17 protein-coding genes are annotated in these 16,618 nt (G+C 42.8%); 6 read left to right on the top strand and 11 right to left on the bottom strand.

Going from position 1 to position 16,618, the window contains the following annotated elements:
* The first annotated feature begins 162 nt into the window (after positions 1-162).
* On the top strand, positions 163-1,287 hold the full coding sequence (locus A391_RS0110835; RefSeq protein WP_019899329.1) for a pseudouridine synthase: 1,125 nt from the start codon (positions 163-165) through the stop codon (positions 1,285-1,287).
* Positions 1,288-1,470: 183 nt separating this feature from the next.
* On the opposite strand, the gene A391_RS0110830 is transcribed toward A391_RS0110835, so the two are convergent.
* The 10 genes from A391_RS0110830 to A391_RS0110785 all read right to left on the bottom strand — a co-directional run bounded on the left by A391_RS0110830 (position 1,471) and on the right by A391_RS0110785 (position 13,739).
* Positions 1,471-2,613, bottom strand: a complete 1,143-nt coding sequence (locus A391_RS0110830) for a N5-glutamine methyltransferase family protein (RefSeq protein WP_019899328.1) — start codon at positions 2,611-2,613, stop codon at positions 1,471-1,473.
* Positions 2,614-2,855: 242 nt separating this feature from the next.
* Positions 2,856-4,922: an EAL domain-containing protein gene (locus A391_RS0110825; RefSeq protein WP_019899326.1), complete on the bottom strand. Its 2,067-nt coding sequence runs from the start codon at positions 4,920-4,922 to the stop codon at positions 2,856-2,858.
* Positions 4,923-4,956: 34 nt separating this feature from the next.
* Complete coding sequence (locus A391_RS0110820; RefSeq protein WP_157261354.1) at positions 4,957-5,454, bottom strand: YfiR family protein; 498 nt, start codon at positions 5,452-5,454, stop codon at positions 4,957-4,959.
* A gap of 20 nt (positions 5,455-5,474) precedes the next feature.
* Positions 5,475-7,445, bottom strand: coding sequence for a TonB-dependent receptor plug domain-containing protein (locus tag A391_RS0110815; protein WP_019899323.1), 1,971 nt, complete (start codon positions 7,443-7,445; stop codon positions 5,475-5,477).
* Positions 7,446-7,456: 11 nt separating this feature from the next.
* Positions 7,457-8,362 carry a 50S ribosomal protein L3 N(5)-glutamine methyltransferase gene (prmB, locus tag A391_RS0110810; protein ID WP_019899322.1) on the bottom strand — a complete coding sequence of 302 codons (906 nt, stop codon included), beginning with the start codon at positions 8,360-8,362 and terminating at the stop codon, positions 7,457-7,459.
* A gap of 78 nt (positions 8,363-8,440) precedes the next feature.
* Positions 8,441-9,580, bottom strand: a complete 1,140-nt coding sequence (gene dapE, locus A391_RS0110805) for a succinyl-diaminopimelate desuccinylase (protein WP_019899320.1) — start codon at positions 9,578-9,580, stop codon at positions 8,441-8,443.
* Entirely contained in the window at positions 9,577-9,930 is a 354-nt protein-coding gene (locus A391_RS0110800) for an ArsC family reductase (protein WP_019899319.1), read from the bottom strand. The genes dapE and A391_RS0110800 overlap by 4 nt, the downstream gene beginning before the upstream one ends.
* Positions 9,931-9,954: 24 nt before the next feature.
* Entirely contained in the window at positions 9,955-10,782 is an 828-nt protein-coding gene (dapD, locus tag A391_RS0110795) for a 2,3,4,5-tetrahydropyridine-2,6-dicarboxylate N-succinyltransferase (RefSeq protein WP_019899318.1), read from the bottom strand.
* A 131-nt stretch (positions 10,783-10,913) separates the two neighbouring features.
* Positions 10,914-11,753 carry a M48 family metallopeptidase gene (locus A391_RS0110790; protein ID WP_019899317.1) on the bottom strand — a complete coding sequence of 280 codons (840 nt, stop codon included), beginning with the start codon at positions 11,751-11,753 and terminating at the stop codon, positions 10,914-10,916.
* A 102-nt stretch (positions 11,754-11,855) separates the two neighbouring features.
* Positions 11,856-13,739: a potassium transporter Kup gene (locus A391_RS0110785; RefSeq protein WP_029144134.1), complete on the bottom strand. Its 1,884-nt coding sequence runs from the start codon at positions 13,737-13,739 to the stop codon at positions 11,856-11,858.
* Between the two features lie 339 nt (positions 13,740-14,078).
* Between A391_RS0110785 and A391_RS0110780 the strand changes: the two genes are divergently transcribed.
* The 4 genes from A391_RS0110780 (at position 14,079) to A391_RS0110765 (ending at position 15,256) form a co-directional block, all read left to right on the top strand.
* Complete coding sequence (locus A391_RS0110780) at positions 14,079-14,393, top strand: BON domain-containing protein (RefSeq protein WP_019899315.1); 315 nt, start codon at positions 14,079-14,081, stop codon at positions 14,391-14,393.
* A 68-nt stretch (positions 14,394-14,461) separates the two neighbouring features.
* Positions 14,462-14,608, top strand: a complete 147-nt coding sequence (locus A391_RS14460; protein ID WP_019899314.1) for a lmo0937 family membrane protein — start codon at positions 14,462-14,464, stop codon at positions 14,606-14,608.
* A 96-nt stretch (positions 14,609-14,704) separates the two neighbouring features.
* Positions 14,705-14,917 (top strand): hypothetical protein, encoded by a 213-nt coding sequence (locus A391_RS0110770; protein ID WP_029144133.1) that lies wholly within the window; start codon positions 14,705-14,707, stop codon positions 14,915-14,917.
* Positions 14,918-14,941: 24 nt separating this feature from the next.
* Complete coding sequence (locus A391_RS0110765; RefSeq protein ID WP_019899312.1) at positions 14,942-15,256, top strand: DUF883 family protein; 315 nt, start codon at positions 14,942-14,944, stop codon at positions 15,254-15,256.
* Positions 15,257-15,298: 42 nt separating this feature from the next.
* Here the strand turns inward: A391_RS0110765 and A391_RS0110760 are convergent, their stop codons facing one another.
* On the bottom strand, positions 15,299-16,033 hold the full coding sequence (locus tag A391_RS0110760; RefSeq protein ID WP_019899311.1) for a Crp/Fnr family transcriptional regulator: 735 nt from the start codon (positions 16,031-16,033) through the stop codon (positions 15,299-15,301).
* A gap of 360 nt (positions 16,034-16,393) precedes the next feature.
* Here A391_RS0110760 and A391_RS0110755 point away from each other — a divergent pair, with 360 nt between their 5' ends.
* Complete coding sequence (locus tag A391_RS0110755) at positions 16,394-16,609, top strand: glycine zipper 2TM domain-containing protein (RefSeq protein WP_019899309.1); 216 nt, start codon at positions 16,394-16,396, stop codon at positions 16,607-16,609.
* The last annotated feature ends 9 nt before the right edge of the window (positions 16,610-16,618 follow it).

Genomic DNA, 16,618 nt, shown 5'->3' with positions numbered 1-16,618 from the left:
CGTTTCTTTAACGTAAGTGAGCATCTTTAACATCGCTGAAATGATGTAAATAAGCTTAAGCATCTGTCAAATCACTAGAAGTCGTGATTAATCCATTTTATCTACTGCGATTCACTTTATCTGCGGTAAAATTGCAACATTCAATCAAATTAGCGAATTATCATGGCACGTCCTTTTAAGCAACAACGCGATCCGCAACGTCCCGTACGCAGACCAACTACAAACTTCACGCCACTACCAGTTGATCCAAATGCGCCAGCGGTACCAACACAAAGATTACATAAGCTGTTGGCGCTTGCTGGCTTGGGTTCGCGCCGCGATATGGAAGAGTTGATTGCTAGCGGACGTGTGACTGTTAACGGTCAGGTAGCCACAGTAGGTGCGGGTGTGACTGAGCATGATGTGGTGCGTTTGGATAGTCGTCCATTACGTTTGCCGTTTGAGGCTGAATTACCACAAGTCTTGATTTACCATAAACCAGAGGGGGAAATTGTTAGTCAGGATGACCCCGAGGGCCGAGCCAGCGTGTTTGATAAGTTGCCAAAAGTGAAAAATGGCAAGTGGATTGCGATTGGTCGTTTAGACATGAACACGAGCGGTCTGCTAATATTTACCACTTCCGGCGAGTTGGCTAATCGTTTTATGCACCCGCGTTATGAGGTTGAGCGTGAATATGCGGTACGTATTTTTGGTGAACTGACAGAAGGTCAAATTGCGCAACTTAAAGAAGGCATTGAGCTTGAGGATGGACCCGCTAATTTCGACAGTATCATTCCACAAGGTGGTGAGGGCGCTAATCACTGGTATCAAGTAATTTTGCGTGAAGGCCGTAACCGTGAGGTGCGTAGATTGTTTGAAGCGTTCCAATTGCCAGTAAGTCGATTAATGCGCGTACGCTTTGGCCCAGTGAACTTGCCGCCACGCGTTAAACGCGGAAAAATGCTTAAATTAGAACAAAAAGAAGTCGTTGGTTTATTAGAGTGGGCAGATCTACCAGTACCTAAGGCGCCGTTAAGGCAATTAACACAACGCGAGAAATTGAAGTCAACGGCGGTATTTACGCCTAAAGTACGTAAACAGCGTATTAGTGCATTAGACAGACCACCTCGTGACGCTGCTGAAGGTGAGACTAAAGGTTATCGTGGGAAATCAGAGGCTAAACGTAGTCCTGCTACTAAGAAACCAGCACCAAGAAGACCCGCTGCAAATCGACGCGTGCGCCAGACGAGTGATTTAAGTGCGCCACAGATGCAGAAGAAGAGTGATAGAAATCGTGGGCGTGGTTAGTTTGTATTGCTGATTTTTAAAAAAAACTAGAGACTATGACTCTGTTCAGTTGATAAGTTTATATAAGAGTTGTGTCTGGTTTGGGTCTATTCGTAAAAAAGGGCTAAAGGTTTATTCTTTAGCCCTTTTTTCGATTAGATCAAGGATTCTCCATGCGCCGCATTTGCATTTTAAATACGAGGGTTAAGCTTTACCTAGTCGCCACAATGAAGTGACTTCAGCTTTTCTTGCGGCATGTAGTGGATCGCTAGCATCAAGTGTTTTGTTATGCGATGCCTTTGTATCCATTTTATCAATCACTTTTAAATCTGCTGCGCTTATCCACGCTAGTAGTTCGTCGCGTGTTCTTAAGCCTAAGTGTTCAGCAAAGTCTGAAAGTATTAACCAGCCTTCACCAGTGTCGTTTAAATGTGCTTGAAGGCCCGTTAAGAAGCCTTTTAACATTTGGCTATTTTCATCATAGATTGCAGATTCTAGCACTGAGCTTGGTCTTGCTGGCAACCATGGCGGGTTGCATACAATCAGGTCAGCTTTGCCATAGGAATCATCTGGAAATAAGTTAGCATTGAGAACTGTCACTGCATTTTTCATGACAAGCTGATTGATGTTCTTTTGCGCGCAGTCTAAAGCACGTTGCGAGTTGTCGGTTGCGATGACCGTTTTTACGCCCCGGTTTGCCAGTATCGCTGCCAGCACGCCGGTGCCGGTACCAATGTCAAACGCCGTCGTGCAAGTGGTAGGTAATGGTGCTGTATCAACTAGCGTTAAGTACTCACCACGTATCGGTGAAAACACACCGTAGCTTGGGTGAATTTTATTGTTGATGACGCTAATTTCTACGCCATTTTTGCTCCACTCATAAGCGCCGATTAAACCTAAGATTTCACGTAAAGACACGATAAATGATTGTGTACTTTTACCATAAGCATGCTCACAGGCGGCTTTGATATCTGGTGCACGGCGTAGGTTGATGTGGTAGCCGACGCTCACTTCCAATAATAGCATCCCTAAAATTCTAGCCTTTTGAGACTGGGCTTGGCGGTGTAAATGGAAGGCCTCGGTCATATTGGCAGGCGCTTTTTTAGGTTTTTTACCTGGGCGGTCTATTCTGCGGGAAATGGCCTGCATCAGCTGTTTTGCATTTTGAAAGTCCCCTCGCCATAAAAGCGCAGTACCTTCACAGCATAGTTTATATGCGGCATCTGCTTTGATTGTGTCATCCGCAATTTGTACTTTTTTAGGTGCGGGTGTTTCATTTTCAGAGTGCCAGATACTGGTTTTAGTTTTGCCAGCTTCTTGCCAGCTAATGGTTGGGGTGTTGTTCAAAATGGTATAGCCTTGGTGTTAGTTGTGTATAAATACAATTTACTGCTTGTTGAGTCGTGATTATGACTGACTTTAGTGCACTTTCTGCTATTTATGCGAATTAGCCTCGATATAAGGTTGAATTATAGGCGCAATGTGATTATTTAGATTATTTTAGTATGAGAGAGCATTTTTAGTGATGAGCAGTAATCATGTCATGAAGGGCGCAAAAGTCGTCAGAAAATTAAATTTTTGGTAGTGTTTTAAATTAGATTCTTTTCTATTGCGACGTCATGTTTAGCTTCGCTGAGCGCAATCAGGTAATGTTCAGCTTCATTTGCAGGAATAGGGCGGCTGTGTAGGTAGCCCTGCGCAGTGTCGCAGTGATGTATTTTTAGAAATGCAAGTTGTGCTTCAGTTTCAACACCTTCAGCCACCAATTTCATCCCTAAGTTTTTACCTAGTGCAATAATCGCCTGAGTAATTGCCACGTCATTAGCGTCATCAGGGAGGTCAGACACAAAGCTACGGTCAATTTTTAGAATATCAATCGGGTAGCGTTTGAGGTAGCTCATTGAGGAGTATCCAGTACCGAAGTCATCAATAGAAATTGTAAAGCCAGATGCCGATAGCTTTTCAAGCTTACTAAGCGTTTCTTTTGAGTGATCCATCAGGATACTTTCTGTTAACTCGATAGTCACTAGATGAGAGGGCAGTCTGGTTGAGTTCACAATACTAATGATGCGCTCAACAATATTGGTTTGTATTAATTGGCGACCAGACAAATTAACACTCATGGCGGTATCAATTTGATAACGCTCCCGCCATTGCTGAGATTGTAGACATGCTTGATATAAAACAAATTCACCGATTGGAATAATCAGACCAATATCTTCAGCGAGTGGGATAAAGTCCACGGGACTGATGAGGCCAAGTTCTGGATTGTTCCAGCGTAATAATGCCTCAAAGCCAGTGACTTGATTAGTTTTGATATCAATTTGTGGTTGGTAGTGCAAAAACAGCTCTTTGTTATCTAATGCGCGGTGCAATGCGCTCTCCAGTGCAAAGCGTCGGATATTTTTGGCTTCCATTTCTGGTAGATACATCTGACAATAGTTCTTCCCAAGCTTTTTAGCGTTGTACATTGCTGTATCTGCATTACGTAGCAAAACCGGGATGCTGGTTGCGTCATTAGGGCAAAAGCTGATACCAATACTGGCGCCGATAAATACTTCTCTGTCCTCTAATATAAAAGGAAGTGCCATTAGCCGAATGATTTTTTGTGCAACGTGTTGGGCGTGCTTGATGCTGGGTAGATTGTCCAAGATTAAAGCAAACTCATCACCGCCAATACGGCAGAGTATATCTTCTACGCGCAGATCATGGCTTAGTCGTTCACCAACAGCATAAAGCAAATCATCGCCGATATGGTGTCCTAGCGTGTCGTTCACTATTTTGAAGTCATCAAGATCTATCACCATGATGCAGCAAAGTACCTTGTTTTCTAAGGACGATGCGACTACTTTTGCCATTCTCTCATTGAAATGATGGCGATTAGGAAGCTTGGTGACTTCATCATAATAAGCAAGTTGCTGAAGACGGTTTTCAGCCTGCATGCGTAAAGCTAGCTCTGAATCTAACTCAGCTTCATGTGACTGGATAGTGCTTAACATGGTGTTAAAACCAGTAGCTAATTCACCTAGCTCATCTTTACTCTCTAAGTTAAAACGTAATGCGTAATTGTCAGTGCTGGAAACGAGCCGCATGGACTTAGTCAGACCAATAATTGGTTTTGTTAAATACTTTTGTAAACGTCGAATCATAAACGCACCTAGTATTCCCGCTAGCAACATTGAGAACATGGTGAGTAGTAGGAATTTTTGTAGTTGGCTGTAGACATGTTCTAGTGTTGCATTCATCTGAATTCGGCCAACTTCTTGCTTACCTATTTTAATGGGTTGCTGGATGGAGACGCTAGACAGGTAGCTTGATAATGTATCAGCCTCATTCAATGTCAGAGTGCTGTCTGATGGATATTTAGAGAATAGAATACCTTGGTTGTCTAATATCACTACTTGTTTAATATGGGGCGACCAGCGCAAAGCCTCTAGTAGTGTTTGTGCCGATTTTGTGTCGTTGAAAGCAAGCGACGCCGTTAAATTTTCACTGAGAATATGCGCTTCTGCATTAAGGTCGTGAATCAAATTGGTTCGGTTGCTATGGAAAGCGATAATTGCAATACAAATGACGAGCATCATCATTGAAATGCTCGCCGCAATCAGGTTAATCAGCAGTAGTTTATTTCCAATTTTTAAATCTTGTAGCAACATGAATGATTAAATTAGCTAGTAAACTGATTATGCCTTAATAAACCACTTTTGCTAGGCTCAGTAATTTTGAGCTTAAGTATAAATTGGATTTTTTTGCAGCCAGAGTATTTACTTCAAAAACAATACGTTTATTGTCGGTTTTGATGCCAATCATCACACCTTTGCCCATCAGTTCAGGTACGTCGGTAATTGTGAGTACTGGTGTGTTCTCTAATAGCGACAATATCACTGGAATCCGCTGTTTATCTTCTTCAGAGAGATAAAGTGCCTGACAATCTTTGATTGCTTCAATATTGGATATTTTACTGATGAGTAGTGTTGCACCATGCGGTTGATGGATTCTAAATTTTTCGAGCTCATGTTTTAATGCATCTGACTCTAGGGTGCAGATTTTTAGTGTGTTGTTCGGCAGCGTTGGCCATTCAGTAAAAAGCGTGAAATTATAAACAAACGCCGCTTTCATGGCGTATTCAGGTAAGGGCCCAGCAATGCCAATGGATACAAACGGTAGGCCAACCAGTGCGACTATCAAGCAAGCTAGCCGACGCATTGTTATTGAAACCCGTAAGTTAATTGTAGCCAGAGGTTTCTACCATCTTGTGCTACAAAAGCGATGGGTGAAATGTAGTCTGGTGCAATATGGTCATAACGTTTGTTAAATACGTTGCGTACTGTTAACGCTGCATCCAGATGAGGCAATACTTGGTTGGCACTGATGGTGATGTTGCTAATAGCATAGCCGCTAGCATTTTGATTCAGTGCAGATGTTCGTCTGGAGACTGCCTGTAATTCTAGACCTACTCTTAGTGCGCTGTGAAATAGCGGTGCGGATAGGTTTAATTTAGCCAGGTGGTGCGGTGAGTTTGCTGCCCATTCACCTTCAGCATCTCTGGAGTTTTGGTAAGCATAGCTTGTGCGCACATGGGTGCCCATTTCCGCATGGTGCTCAAACTCAAACTCGATGCCGTGCGTGTAAGTGCCGCTTGCATTAAAGTATTGGATGTTGTTATAAGCCGTACTACTAATCATGTTGTCAGTAGATTGTTGATATATTGTAGCAAGCAGACGTGAACGATTACTCCAACGACGCTCTGCAATCAGTTCTGTCGCTGATACTTTTTCCATTTTAAGATCGTAATTAGGTGTTTGAGCGTGACCATCAGCAAAATACTTTTCATATGCGGTAGGTGTGCGATGACCTACGTTATGCGATAAGCGTAATGTGTATGATGGAATTGGCTCGTAAATAATAGCAATACTAGGTGAGATAGCATCGCCATCATCTGTGAAGTAATCATATCGTGTGCCTAAGTTAAGCCACAGATTGTTGCGTAAGGTGATTTCATCTTGCAGATATAGGCTTGTGCTTTGGCGCCCACGATTAGATGATATCGCAGGGGTAGAGATTTTTCTTTCATAATCGTCACGATATGCAGCACCAAAAATGAGTTGGTGACCTGTAAACCAGCTGGCGAAAAATTTTGCTTCTGTTCCCCATTTTCTACCAGTTGCATTTTCTAATACCTTCTCACCGCTAAAGGTAGATCTTCCGTCATAGAAGTAGTCGCTGTAATCTGTTTGTAGAGAAATTTTAAGATGGTTTGACAGGTTGCTGTGATACTGGCCTGATATGAACTTAGTTGTATCATCATAAGCGTATCTACGATTAAAATCTGCACCATAGGGTGCAGTAGGAATTTCCTTATAACGGCTACTATAGCCTGCATTAACTGACCAAGAGTCATCTTGTATTTTGGTAAATAGACGTTGGTTTTGCTGCGAATCTAAGTGTCGAGCAACCCCATTGTTAGTTTCGGGAAAGCGAAGTGACTGGCCTTCGCTATTAAGTCCTGATGCAGAAACGACTAAATCTATACCATTGTTTAGTCGCTTTCCATAAGTAGCTCTCGCTTTTTGCGTGTTATAGCTTCCTGTTGAGAGTGCAGTTTGGCCACCATTAAAATCATTTCCATTTTTAGTGATAATGTTAATGATGCCAAAAAACGCATTGTTACCATAAGCAACAGAGCCTGGTCCTGACACATACTCTACCCGCTCTATTAGTTCAGTATCGACGATGCCATCGTTGCCTAGGTAAGACTGGTTGTATACATTGTCATTCATTTGTATACCATCTACCAGCAACATGATACGGCCACTATAGTCGCCAGGGCTGCTATAGCCTCGGCCACCAAGAAAGTCATAGGAACGGTCATTGGTAATGTTAAGTCCGCGCATACTACTTAAAATTTCTGCCAATGTACGATAGCCGTAAGTTTTGATATCGTCTGCAGTGACAATGCTCACAGCGGAACGTGCATCACTGACTTGGCGAGCAATTTTCGACGCTGTAGTGACTTCCAGTTGAAGTAAATGCTCGAGCGATGCTTGTGTTAAATCCGGTTGGTCTGTATGGGCGTGCTCTGCCTGAGCCGCTATTGGGAGTAGCGAGTGAAATACCAGCATTGCAGAAAGCAAAAACTTACCTTCTGCCTGATGCAGGTTATGCAGGCTTTTGAACATACAGCTGATTGCTATATCGATTGCAGCTGATCGCGAGTGAGTAAAAATACAAACTCATCACCCGAAGATACCTCTAACCAAGTAAATGGTAGGTCTGGATATGCCTCTAAAAGCGCATCACGATTGTGGCCAATTTCAACGATTAGCACACCATCGTCGGTAAGGTGGTTTGCTGCTTCACGCAAAATGGTATGTGTATGATCTAAGCCGGCATCACCACTGCCAAGTGCTAGTTGTGGCTCATTGCGATATTCTGCAGGTAACGCTGCCATAGATGGTGCATCTACGTATGGTGGATTGCTAATAATTAAGTCGTATTGTTTACCTTTAAGTTGGCTAAACATGTCAGACTTGATTGCCGTGATACGGTCTTCTAAGCCATAATTTTTGATATTGATATTGCATACATCAATTGCATCTTGAGAAATATCAATAACATCCACACTCGCTTCTGGGTATGCATCAGCCAGCAACACACCTAAACATCCGCTACCAGTGCAAATATCGGCAGCGCTATTAATTAGTTCTGGGAATTCAATCCAAGGTTGTAAACCATCATTAACCAGCAGTTCAGCAATAAATGAGCGTGGAATTAGTACGCGCTCATCAACGAAAAACTTAAAGCCTTGCAGCCAAGACTCTTTCAGCAGATAGGCGGTTGGTGTATGTTTAGTGATACGTTGTTCAATAAAGCTGGCAAGTTTATTGCGTTCGCTATTGGTGAGTTTTGCGTCTAAAAAATTGTTCAGTGTGTCATGAGGTAGATGCAACGCCCCCATCACTAGCCACACCGCTTCATCATAACTGTTATCAGTGCCGTGCCCGTAAAAAATGTCAGAGGCTTCAAATTGACTTACTGCAAATCTGAGCCAATCACGGATTGTCAGTAGTTCGGTGGTTTCTTGATTGTAGGTCATTGTTTCTTGTCAGCGATTGTATTGAGCGTCTAAAATGTGCGGCTGTTCTTATTGAACAGCGCTATATATTTTAACGACCTATTTTAAAAGCTTTTCCATGGTTAATTGATAGGTTTGTTTGAGTGGTTCTATATCTGCAACGCCTACACATTCATTTAGTTTATGGATGGTTGCATTGAGCGGACCAAACTCAATCACTTGTTTGCAAATGTCTGCGATAAAGCGGCCGTCAGAGGTGCCACCCGTTGTAGAGAGTTCTGGCGTAATGCCGTAAGCCTGCTCAATTGCACCAGAAATGGCCTCTACAAGATTGCCGCGTGGCGTGATGTAAGGAGGGGAGTATTCCCATTCTAGGCTGTACTCCAGTGCATGCTTGTCTAAAATTGCGTGCACGCGGCTTCTAAGGTTTTGTTCAGTGCTACCTGCGCCATCAAGTTCCGGGCAGAATCTAAAGTTGAATAGAATCTCTACTTCACCTGGCACAACATTAGTCGCGCCAGTGCCACCGTTCATGTTGGATATTTGCCAAGAGGTAGGTGGAAAATACTCGTTGCCGTTGTCCCATACAGTCTCCACCATATCTTTAATAGCGGGAGCCACTAGGTGAATCGGGTTCTTGACTAAGTGCGGATAAGCAATGTGGCCTTGTATCCCTTTAACCACCAAATTGCCAGAAAGTGAGCCGCGACGACCATTTTTAATCATGTCACCCACTTTTTTATTACTGGTTGGTTCACCAACGATACAGTAATCAATCAATTCACCACGTGCTTTTAGTGCTTCAACCACTTTGACGGTACCGTTAACCGCGATACCTTCTTCATCTGAAGTGATTAATAAGCCAATAGAACCTTGATGATTTGGATTTTCAGCCACAAACGCTTCAATACTGGTGATAAACGCAGCCAAAGAGGTTTTCATGTCTGCTGCACCGCGCGCGTAGAGCATGCCGTCTTTAATGGTTGGTTCAAACGGAGGGGTGTGCCATTTATCTAATGGGCCTGTTGGCACCACGTCTGTATGGCCTGCAAATACGAGTAGTGGAGCGGATGTGCCACGGCGAGCATAAAAGTTATCAACGTCACCAAAGCGCATGCGCTCGATTTTGAAGCCCAATGGTTCCAAACGTGAAATCATCAGCTCTTGGCAGCCAGCATCTAGTGGCGTGTTAGATTGACGTTGTAGAAGGTCGATTGCTAACGCTAAAGTTGAGCTCATGATTTAAAGGTTTCTCTGTATATGTTTTCATCGAAGCCCAAGCAAATGACGTTGCTCTCTTTCACAAGTACTGGACGTTTGATGACTGAGGCTTTCGCTTGCATGAGTGCTGTGGCAGATGCGTTATCTGCAATGCTGGATTTGGTGGCGTCATCAAGACCTCGCCAAGTAAGGCCAGCACGGTTGATCAGTTTTTCCCAGGGGTATTGGGTCAGCCACTGTTGAATCGTTACTGCATCAATGCCTGATTTTTTGAAATCATGAAAAGTATAGGCAACACCATTTTCATCAAGCCAAGTGCGGGCTTTTTTAACGGTGTTGCAATTGGGAATGCCATAAAGGGTAAGCATTATATTTTGGGCTTTTCTTAAAGCTTAAATACCACGAAGTAATTCGTTAATGCCTACTTTACCTAATGTTTTAGCATCTACTTTTTTCACGATCACTGCACAGTAAAGGCTGTAGCTGCCATCTTTTGATGGCAAGTTACCTGACACTACAACAGAGCCAGCTGGTACACGGCCGTAGAATACTTCACCTGTTTCGCGGTCGTAGATTTTGGTAGATTGACCAATGTAAACACCCATTGAAATCACGCAGTTGTCTTCAACAATCACGCCTTCAACCACTTCAGAGCGAGCGCCGATAAAACAGTTGTCACCAATAATAGTTGGGCCGGCTTGTACTGGCTCTAATACGCCACCAATGCCTACGCCGCCGCTCAAGTGTACATTTTTACCGATTTGAGCACATGAGCCTACTGTAGCCCATGTGTCTACCATTGTGCCTTCGCCTACATAAGCACCAATGTTAACGTATGAAGGCATTAATACCGCATTTTTACCGATAAATGAGCCGCGACGTACAATAGCGTTAGGTACTACGCGGAAACCGCCTGCTTTGAAGTCTTCTTCTGAGTAATCTGCAAATTTTGGTGGAACTTTGTCAAAATATTTAGTAACACCATCATCCATCAATACGTTGTCATCCAAGCGGAATGAAAGCAATACTGCTTTTTTCAACCATTGGTGTGTTTCCCATTGTTGCGTATCAGCAACACGGCTAGCAACACGTAGTTTTCCGCTATCTAAATCTGCAATCACAGAGGCTACTGTTGATTTTATTTCAGCAGATGCGTTGCTAGGATTAATGTTTGCGCGGTCTTCAAACGCGGCTTCGATAATGCTTTGACGTGGGTCCATAAAAGTCTCTATTAATTTTGAATAAGTTGGTAAATTGAACAATGCGACATTTTAACTCAAACAGGGCAATAGCCCAAAAATAAAGCGCACAACTTACGCTGTGCGCTTTAACGAATACCTTTCAATCGGGATTATTTTTTTGCAGCGTCGTACAGTGGTCTTACTTTAGGCGCAAGTGCGCGCAATTCTGCAATACGACTTGCACTAGCCGGGTGAGTGCTTAAAAATTCAGGTGGTTTTGCACCACCTTGTGCCTCCATTTTTTGCCATAGTGTTACCGCTGCATCAGGGTTATAACCTGCACGTGCAGCGAGTTCTAGGCCGATTCTGTCAGACTCTCGCTCTTGCTCACGCCCATTAGGAAGCGCAAAGAATAATTGTGAGCCCATACTTGCGGCTTGTACTGAAGCATTACCAATAGCAGCGCTAGTGCTTGAGGATAGCACTACGCCTAGTGCTTGCAAGCCAAATTGCTGAACATACGCTTGAGACATGCGTTCACGCCCATGCTCACGCAGTGCATGAGCGATTTCATGCCCGATGACCGCCGCTAGCTCATCATCAGTGGTTTTTAATTTATCAATTAGGCCTGTATACACCATGATTTTTCCGCCCGGCATGCAGTAGGCGTTAAGCTCATCGTTCTTTTCTACATTCACTTCCCATTTCCATTGGGTAGCATCTGGTCTAAATACGCCGACTTGCGCAATGAGTCTGTTAGAGATTTTGCGCACGCGATCAAGCTGTGCTTTGTTGGCATTGAGGGTTTTTTTCTTTTCAGCCTCTTGCAGTGTTTGGGTGTACGCCTGTGTTGACATGTCTGTGACTTGTGATTCTGGTAACAGTAGCAACTGTGAGCGGCTTACCCCAGATACGCTGTCTTTTGTAGTAGTAGCGCAGCTACTTAAATGCCCTATTAAAATAGCTGCGATCAGTATGCTAAACTTTTTGGTTGTAAATAGATGAGTCATTTTTATTAATCCGTATGATTTATTTAAGTGTTAACGCGCTATATCTGTTTTGGTTTAATGCTGTGCGGTAATTAAACAAACTTTACATTTAATCTTATCAGCTTAGAAGGTCACCTGTGTGCCAAGTTCAACGACGCGGTTAGGCGGAAGTTTGAATTGGTTGGTAATCGTTTCTGCGCTTCTAAATAGGCCGATAAATATTTTTTTACGCCAGTAAGCCATTTCGGATGATTCATGTGCAATTAAAATTTCTTTACCAATAAAGTAAGAAGTATCCATTGCTTCTAATACTAGACCTTTTTCTGCACATAAAGCCAAATCTCTTGGTAAGTCTGGTTCGTCTTTAAATCCGTAATGCACTGTGACACGGTAAAACTCGTGCGGTAACACTTCAACCGTCACCCGATCTTCCACAGGAATACGTGGGAAATCTAAAAACTTAACCGTCAATATGACGACTTTTTCATGCAGTACTTTATTGTGCTTTAAATTGTGAAGCATGGCATGTGGCACACCCTCTGGATTTGGTGTCATAAATAACGCGGTACCCGATACGCGTGCGGGAGGGTGTGCGCTGATTGCTTCAATAAATGGGTCTAGGGCCATCGCTTCATTTTTAAGATGCTTGTAAAGCATGGTTCTACCAGTTTTCCAAGTAATCATCAAAGTGAAAATAATGACACCAATGATAAGAGGAACCCATCCACCATCTGGAATTTTAAGTACGTTTGCACTAAAGAATGCAATATCAACAGTTAAAAATATGGCGATTAACGCGCCAGTGCGTAGTTTGCTCCAGCCCCAAAGATTGTGGAACACAATGCCTGCTAGTAGTGTGGTGATAATCATATCGCCTGTGACCGCGATCCCATAAGCTGCTGCTAGATCACCAGATGAGCCAAATCCAATCACTAGCACCATGACTGCGAGCATGAGCCCCCAATTGACTCGTGGCATGTAGATTTGACCTTGCTGGCTTTCAGATGTGTGTGACACATGCATACGCGGCAAAAAGCCCAGTTGTAATGCTTGGCGTGACACAGAAAATGCACCAGTAATGACTGCTTGAGAGGCGATCACTGCGGCCAATGTTGCTAAGATGATGAGTGGAAATAACATCCACTCTGGTGCAAGTAAATAAAATGGGTTTTTAACGGTTTCTGGGTTTTTTAGTATTAAAGCACCTTGCCCAAAGTAGTTGAGGATTAATGCAGGTAAGACAAAACCAAACCAGGCCAATCGGATGGGGGAGCGTCCAAAGTGTCCCATGTCTGCATACAGTGCCTCCGCGCCCGTAACAGCTAACACCACAGCACCTAACGCGACAAAAGCGATCCATGGGCTTAATTGAAAGAAGTGAATGGCATAAATTGGATTAAGGGCGTTCAGTATCGTCGGGTATTGCATGATGCCATTAATACCCAGTATGGCTAATGTGCTAAACCAAAGTAGCATAATAGGCCCAAAAAAAGCGCCAACCAGGGCAGTGCCTTTGCTTTGCGCCCAAAATAATAGGAAGAGCACAACTAATGTAATGGGGAGTATCAGCGGGTGCAGAATAGGGGCTGCGACTTCTAATCCCTCGACAGCTGATAACACAGAAATGGCCGGTGTAATAATGCCATCGGCATAAAACATACAGGCGCCTAGAATCCCTAGCAACATAATATTGCGCTGTTTTTTTGCGTCGTCCGCCACGTTGCGGCTGGCGAGCGCTAGCAGCGCCATGATGCCACCTTCACCGCGGTTATCTGCTCGCATAATAAACGCGACATATTTAATAGACACAACCAGAATAAGCGCCCAAACAATGAGCGACAAAATACCGAACATATTGATTTCGGTCAGCGGAACTGGGTGCACCCCGACTGAAAAGACTTCTTTAAGTGTATACAGAGGACTTGTGCCGATATCGCCAAACACCACGCCAAGTGCGGCAAGTGTGAGTGCTGAGCGTTTGGTGTTGCTGCTAGGGGTTGATGACATTATGGTGTTAATGAGCATTAATAATTAAGTTGGCTATTATCAGCCAATTTTCTTACTAAACCAATGATTATGTGTGAAGTGTTACTGTTTTTAGTGAAGAGATCATATCAATCATGTAATGCAGCCTTATGTGCGATATCGCACAGAGCTCAGTTAGTTTTAGGCGGATGATAGGGTAAGTTTGGTGAATTCAAAAGCTTGGTAAGTTGAGAGAGTAACTTCACTCTTAATTGTCAGCGTTGAATGTCAACATACTAAGTTATCAATCTTTGGCTATCAATTTTTAGTTGATTCAATAAGGTTTGTATGACGATATTTAATTGATATGGAGAGATTACGATGAAACAACTGAAATATATAGTGAACATTTTTCTTGCTGCAACACTAGCGGTGTTGGTAGGTTGTGCATCAACAAGTAAAAGTGAAGGTACGGGAGAGTACATTGATGATAGCGTGATTACTGCTAAGGTAAAAGCCGCAGTATTAAATGATGAAAATCTAAAATCATCAGAGATTAATGTTGAAACCTTTAAAGGTGTTGTTCAGTTAAGTGGTTTTGTTAATTCTGAATCTGACATTGGCAAGGCCGTGGATGTAGCAAGCAAAATTAATGGTGTGAAATCAGTAAAAAATGACATGCATCTTAAAAAATAAATGATTAACTTGGATCAACGCTTTGATTAGATTAGCGATTAAATCTAGTTGTAATTAAGGGGATGAAAATGCTTGAAACAATTGCAATAATCCTAATTATTCTTTGGGTGTTAGGCTTGGTGTCTGCTTATACCATGGGTGGTTTAATTCACCTGCTATTGGTGATTGCAGTGGTGGTTATATTGGTGCGTTTGATTCAAGGTCGGCGACTGTAGTTTAAGCGCAGACTATTAGATTTAGGCTTGTCATTTAAGCCTATTTTTGATTTATCGTAGCACAAGATGGTAATAATGTTTAAAGGTGGTGGTTCAATGAATACAGTCAAATGGTTAGGAGTTATTCTGCTTGTGGCAGGTGGCTTAGGTTTAGCTTATGGTAGTTTTACCTATACTAAAGATACACATGAAGCGAAAGTTGGCCCGATAGAGTTATCAGTAAAAGAGTCAGAAACCGTCAATATCCCAGTATGGGCAGGCGTTTTGGCGATGGTTGCTGGTGTTGCACTGCTGATAACGCGCAAATAATCTTTAAAATTAATGGAGTTATACATGGATAATATTTCTAATCAGTTTCATTCAAATCAATTGGTCGGTGAGATTAAAGAGGTGATGCTTGATGCAGAAGCTTTATTGGCTGCAACAATAGATACTGGCGACAAAAAGCTAGCAGAAGTGCGTGCAAAATCAGAGAAATCAATAAGTCGAGTACGTGCTAGATTGGATGGTCTGCAAACTGAGCTTTTGTTAAGTGCAAAAGCTGCTACTAAAGCGACTGACGCCTATGTGCATGAAAATCCTTGGCGTGCGATGGGGTTCGCGGCTAGTGTAGGTATCGTGATTGGTTTGTTGATAGGGCGTCGTTAATTAAAACAAGGTGAGTAACCCTTATTTAACCAATCATCCCCTTTATTTTGCTATGGCATGTATAGAGGGAAGTAGTCGGTCAAACTCACTTTTAACAACTTGATAGCACTCGCAAGCTCGTTCCTCTAAGCTTGGTCTGTCTAATACAAGTATTCTACCTCGACTATATTTAATTAGACCTGCATGTTGTAATTTTCCTGCAGCATCTGTCACCCCTTCGCGGCGAACGCCTAACATATTAGCAATCAACTCTTGCGTCATAATGAGTTCATTGGCAGATAACCGATCTAGGCTAAGTAATAGCCATCGGCATAATTGTTGTTCTATTGTGTGGTGTCGGTTGCAGACTGCTGTTTGAGTCATTTGAGTAATGAGCGCTTGAGTGTAGCGTAATAAAAGCCGCATGACAGGCCCTGCGCGGTTAAACTCATTTTTTAGTAACTGCGCTTGCATTCTATAACTATAACCAGCACTTTGAACAACCGCCTGACTGGGAGTGGTGTCTCCGCCCATAAAGATAGAAATACCAAGAATGCCTTCGTTGCCTATCATGGCGATTTCTGCAGATGCAGCATTTTCTAGAATATAGAGTAAAGATACGATAGAGGTGGTGGGGAAGTACACATATTTTAGCTTTTCACCGGACTCATATAACACTTTGCCTAGTGGCATTTCTACCAGCTCAAGATTTGGTGCCAGCCTGTTGTAGTCAACTTCAAGTAAAGCGGCTAACAGATGGTTTTGGTGAGGGTCTGACGTAATTTGAATAATCTCCACGATGTTAACACGATCATTGAATCGCCAATAATCGACTAGTGCTCAAACGATCGCCATGACAGCGCAACGAATAATGCTCAGTATAGCGGATTATTTGGTCATGCTATGACAAAGCATACTTTGATTTTTGGATTGCACAAATTATTTTTTTCGCAATGTGTTGTACCGCACAGACAGTGATTAGTTAATCATGAATAATGATTATACTGACATGGTCGAAGATGAATTTCATGTCAGTGACTGTTTGATTTAATTAAGATTTTAGTGACTCTCACTGAGTGAAGTCTCATTTAGTCGCAGATGGAAATGGTTTTATATAACAATAATTCTTGTTATAAATGTAAGAAAAGAGGCTAAGTGATGAACACGACAAATAAGTATGTAACCAATGTAATGATGACCTTTGTTTTATTAAGCGTGGTTGGCTGTAGTAGCATGTCCGCACGTGATAAAAATACTGCAATCGGTGCCGGAGTTGGCGGCGTTGCTGGGGCGGTGTTGACAGGTGGTAGTGCGTTAGGTACGGTTGGTGGCGCGGCGGTAGGTGGTGTGATCGGTAATCAAATAGGTAAGTAATCTAGAGAA

Origin of the sequence: Methylotenera mobilis 13, from assembly GCF_000384255.1 — a bacterium.
Lineage (GTDB): Bacteria > Pseudomonadota > Gammaproteobacteria > Burkholderiales > Methylophilaceae > Methylotenera > Methylotenera mobilis_B.
Note: the sequence above shows the minus strand (reverse complement) of the source record. Positions and strands in the feature narration are given on the sequence as shown.

Excerpts from the sequence above, each read along its gene's own strand:
- A391_RS0110835 (WP_019899329.1), top strand. The coding sequence starts at position 163 with ATGGCACGTCCTTTTAAGCAACAACGCGATCCGCAACGTCCCGTACGC.
- A391_RS0110825 (WP_019899326.1), bottom strand. The coding sequence starts at position 4,922 with ATGTTGCTACAAGATTTAAAAATTGGAAATAAACTACTGCTGATTAAC.
- A391_RS0110815 (WP_019899323.1), bottom strand. The coding sequence starts at position 7,445 with ATGTTCAAAAGCCTGCATAACCTGCATCAGGCAGAAGGTAAGTTTTTG.
- prmB (WP_019899322.1), bottom strand. The coding sequence starts at position 8,362 with ATGACCTACAATCAAGAAACCACCGAACTACTGACAATCCGTGATTGG.
- dapE (WP_019899320.1), bottom strand. The coding sequence starts at position 9,580 with ATGAGCTCAACTTTAGCGTTAGCAATCGACCTTCTACAACGTCAATCT.
- A391_RS0110800 (WP_019899319.1), bottom strand. The coding sequence starts at position 9,930 with ATGCTTACCCTTTATGGCATTCCCAATTGCAACACCGTTAAAAAAGCC.
- dapD (WP_019899318.1), bottom strand. The coding sequence starts at position 10,782 with ATGGACCCACGTCAAAGCATTATCGAAGCCGCGTTTGAAGACCGCGCA.
- A391_RS0110790 (WP_019899317.1), bottom strand. The coding sequence starts at position 11,753 with ATGACTCATCTATTTACAACCAAAAAGTTTAGCATACTGATCGCAGCT.
- A391_RS0110785 (WP_029144134.1), bottom strand. The coding sequence starts at position 13,739 with ATGTCATCAACCCCTAGCAGCAACACCAAACGCTCAGCACTCACACTT.
- A391_RS0110780 (WP_019899315.1), top strand. The coding sequence starts at position 14,079 with ATGAAACAACTGAAATATATAGTGAACATTTTTCTTGCTGCAACACTA.
- A391_RS14460 (WP_019899314.1), top strand. The coding sequence starts at position 14,462 with ATGCTTGAAACAATTGCAATAATCCTAATTATTCTTTGGGTGTTAGGC.
- A391_RS0110770 (WP_029144133.1), top strand. The coding sequence starts at position 14,705 with ATGAATACAGTCAAATGGTTAGGAGTTATTCTGCTTGTGGCAGGTGGC.
- A391_RS0110765 (WP_019899312.1), top strand. The coding sequence starts at position 14,942 with ATGGATAATATTTCTAATCAGTTTCATTCAAATCAATTGGTCGGTGAG.
- A391_RS0110755 (WP_019899309.1), top strand. The coding sequence starts at position 16,394 with ATGAACACGACAAATAAGTATGTAACCAATGTAATGATGACCTTTGTT.